At 46.3% G+C, this 3,005-nt stretch carries 4 protein-coding genes; 1 reads left to right on the forward strand and 3 read right to left on the reverse strand.

Going from position 1 to position 3,005, the window contains the following annotated elements; all coding sequences use genetic code 11:
- Positions 1 to 43: 43 nt before the first annotated feature.
- Together AC5JLB_RS21675 and AC5JLB_RS21680 are read right to left on the reverse strand one after the other, a co-directional pair.
- Entirely contained in the window at positions 44 to 274 is a 231-nt protein-coding gene (locus tag AC5JLB_RS21675; RefSeq protein WP_495875901.1) for a transposase family protein, read from the reverse strand.
- A gap of 5 nt (positions 275 to 279) precedes the next feature.
- On the reverse strand, positions 280 to 1,011 hold the full coding sequence (locus tag AC5JLB_RS21680; RefSeq protein ID WP_495875902.1) for a histidine kinase dimerization/phospho-acceptor domain-containing protein: 732 nt from the start codon (positions 1,009 to 1,011) through the stop codon (positions 280 to 282).
- Positions 1,012 to 1,376: 365 nt separating this feature from the next.
- Here AC5JLB_RS21680 and AC5JLB_RS21685 point away from each other — a divergent pair, with 365 nt between their 5' ends.
- Positions 1,377 to 2,615, forward strand: a complete 1,239-nt coding sequence (locus AC5JLB_RS21685; protein ID WP_495875903.1) for an ATP-binding protein — start codon at positions 1,377 to 1,379, stop codon at positions 2,613 to 2,615.
- Here AC5JLB_RS21685 and AC5JLB_RS21690 read toward each other — a convergent pair.
- Positions 2,610 to 2,948, reverse strand: coding sequence for a cold-shock protein (locus tag AC5JLB_RS21690; RefSeq protein ID WP_495875904.1), 339 nt, complete (start codon positions 2,946 to 2,948; stop codon positions 2,610 to 2,612). The genes AC5JLB_RS21685 and AC5JLB_RS21690 overlap by 6 nt on opposite strands.
- Positions 2,949 to 3,005 lie beyond the last annotated feature (57 nt).

The following is a 3,005-nucleotide window of genomic DNA, read 5'->3' on the forward strand; positions in this document are numbered from 1 at the left end:
CCGTTTGCTGCCCATGCTAGGAATTTTTCCTCCCTAACATGAATCAGCCCTGCCAGGATTGAGCGATGTGAAAATACGTGCGGTATTCTCGCCAATACTGCAACGGCATCAGCAACTGATTCGGGATGCTGAGCTTTGATGGTCTACCCGGTTTACGCTTCTGCCGAGCTTTTTCCTCTAGCACCGTGACCATTTCGGCAAATGTTTCCGGGCGCACTCCACACAGCCGTTTGAATGCGTCGGGTTTGAGATGTTGAACGTGTTCGTAGATCATTAGCTTTACCTCCTTGACCTACTTCTACTCATACCTCTGACTTTTGCAAGAAGTCTATTAAGGATTAATGGCTCTTGAGCCGACACTAGATCAAGGCTTTCTGCCCGTGCTAGTTCAATCAGATCTTGTAGGATCAGTGTCATCCGTTCTGCTTCAGTAGCTGCCATCGCTAGGCTTTCTTGTTGGGCTTTAGTTAAGTGTTGACTGCGTTTTAGCGTTCGTTGCAGATAACCATAAACCAAGCTGAGGGGGGAGCGTAATTCGTGTGCTAGATCGTTTGTAAATTGGCGCTGCTGATGTTTGACAGCAGCAAGTCGAGCTAACATCTGATGCCATTGGTGAGCGAGCAGTTTGAGTTCGCTCGGTGCATGAAGCGCATTGAATGAATGTGGATGGCTGCTCATGCTGGAAGCGACGATCCATTGAGTGAAATCCTGTAGCGGTCGTAGCAAGATCCAGATGGCTGCAACGATGAGTACCATCATGCCGCTGATAGCGAGTAGACCGAGTCTAGTGAATTGATCTGCCAGCACGAGAAATTGACTTGTTGGGAGCCGTTCTGGCTGCATTATCACGAGCCTTTGTATTTCTTGATGACACAAGATTATGTAGACAGTCAATACGATCGCAGAAGTCGCGACGACGATCGCCATCAACCGAAACTGCAATGAGGCGAAATCGAGGGATGTCCATCTCTTTTTGTTTAATGCTTTTGAAGAGCTACTCAGCCAACGCATGGAATGCACTCATATAAATATTTTGTACTGAATGTTTCGATAGGTTCAGACCAAACTGAAATTTTGAAAATAGCCTGATGATTGTGGGTAAATTACCCATCGTTTTATCATCCTGCATTTGTAAGTTTTTCAAGTTGTGGGGGTGATGTAGAAGCGTGTTGCTTGCCTATGATCAACAGAATAATGGCTGAATCTGAGTAATTCCTGAGCGACGGATGAAATGTTGGTATAGACTAGCTGAATTGTTGTTGCGAATGGATGACAATATTAAATTTTGGCGTGATTTAATCAGAAAACCGAAGTGAGATTGATAAAATCGCGCTGTATTGCTAGTCAAACTTGTCGCGCTCTGGAGCATTTCAGCAATGAACATAGATATCGCACAAGAGCAACGCATTTTAGAAACTTTATCGACGCTAAGTTATCGCACTGACGATCTCAGAAGCTACCTTAAAGACATAACGCTGAGTGTGAGTCATTTATTGGAAATAGATTGGTCAACCGTCACGCTATGTCAGAACGGATTTGAGCGAGTATTGGCAAGCAACATTGATTTTGAGGGCATGGATCAGCTTTTTTCACTGCACGGCTCTGTCACCAATACCGTTGTCACAACTGGACAGACGCTTACTGTTGAGGATGTGCGGCAATTGGAGACAGGCGAGGTTCCAGATGGGTATTTGTGTTACCTCGGGGTGCCGCTCCGAACTGCACGAGGCGAAACGATCGGAACGGTTTGCTCGTTTAATCGTCAGCCGCGTCGGTTTAGCGAGTCAGAAATTCGCACCGCAGAACTCTTTGCAGAACGAGCAGCAACAGCGATCGATAACTACCATCTCTATCAATTACAGCTTCAATTTAACGAGCGGCTTGGGACAGAAGTAGCGCTTCGCACCGCAGAGTTAGAAGCCGCACGAACTAAATTGCTGGAGCAAGAACGATTAGCCGCAATCGGAGAGTTTGCAGCCATGATTGTGCATGAAATTCGCAATCCATTGACGACGATCGCAATGGGATTAAAATATTCTCAAAAGCATTTGCAGCTTGAACCTGCGCAGGAACGGTTAGCGTTATCGATTAGTGAAGCCAATCGGCTCGATCGCTTGTTGAGTGAAATTCTTATGTACGCAAAACCCCAAGCTTTGCAGCTTGAGGAATTAGAGCTAAATACTTGGCTGCAAATCGTATTGAGTTCAATGACTGAACTGACAGAAGCAGAAGGACGGCGAGTTAATTTCACTCGTTCTTCTGATGAAATTAGAATCTTAGGCGATCGCGATAAACTCAAGCAGGTGATGATTAACATTCTTCGCAATGCCTGTGAAGCAAGCCCGCTGGGAGAAGTAGTTGATTGCAAAATTGAGACTTTAAAACCAACTTTAGTTTGCATTCAAGTTCGGAATCAGGGTGAAGTGCTTCCGCCAGAGGTGCTATCAAAACTAGGTCAGCCGTTCTTTTCCACTAAACCAGAAGGTACGGGACTGGGACTTGCGATCGTCGACCGAATTGTAAAGGCTCACGCGGGGCGATTACTGATCCAGTCCGACAATTCTGGGACTTGTGTTGGCGTTCAGTTGCCCCGATGTCATAAGTCCTCGTTATAATAGCGAGGACTGTTGTAGCTGAACATTTCGAGCGGTCAAACCATGCTGACCTTCTACCAACTCGAATTTAACCTGCGTTCCCGCTTGTAGAGTTCGGTACCCTTCACCTGGAATCGCCGTAAAGTTAAAGAAAACATCCTCACCCCCCTTGTCTCTAGCAATCATTCCACTGCCTGCTTTAAGATCAAACCAACGCACAACACCTTGTAGCACGGGTAAACCATTTGCTCCTAAACTCGGTGCACCCTCTATCCACGTTTGTTGAGGAATGCGAACTTGCTTTACCTCTGGTGTGTCGTAAGCCTCGTAGGGATAGTCCGATCGAGTCTCCATCAGGGCAGGGCTGTTTCATTGTAGTAGGGGAAAAACCTTGTCCAACTGATTGGCGAA

The organism is Myxacorys chilensis, assembly GCF_059505265.1.

Bases quoted from the DNA above. Each gene is read 5' to 3' on its own strand.
- AC5JLB_RS21675 (WP_495875901.1), bottom strand. From the start codon at position 274: ATGATCTACGAACACGTTCAACATCTCAAACCCGACGCATTCAAACGG.
- AC5JLB_RS21680 (WP_495875902.1), bottom strand. From the start codon at position 1,011: ATGCGTTGGCTGAGTAGCTCTTCAAAAGCATTAAACAAAAAGAGATGG.
- AC5JLB_RS21685 (WP_495875903.1), top strand. From the start codon at position 1,377: ATGAACATAGATATCGCACAAGAGCAACGCATTTTAGAAACTTTATCG.
- AC5JLB_RS21690 (WP_495875904.1), bottom strand. From the start codon at position 2,948: ATGGAGACTCGATCGGACTATCCCTACGAGGCTTACGACACACCAGAG.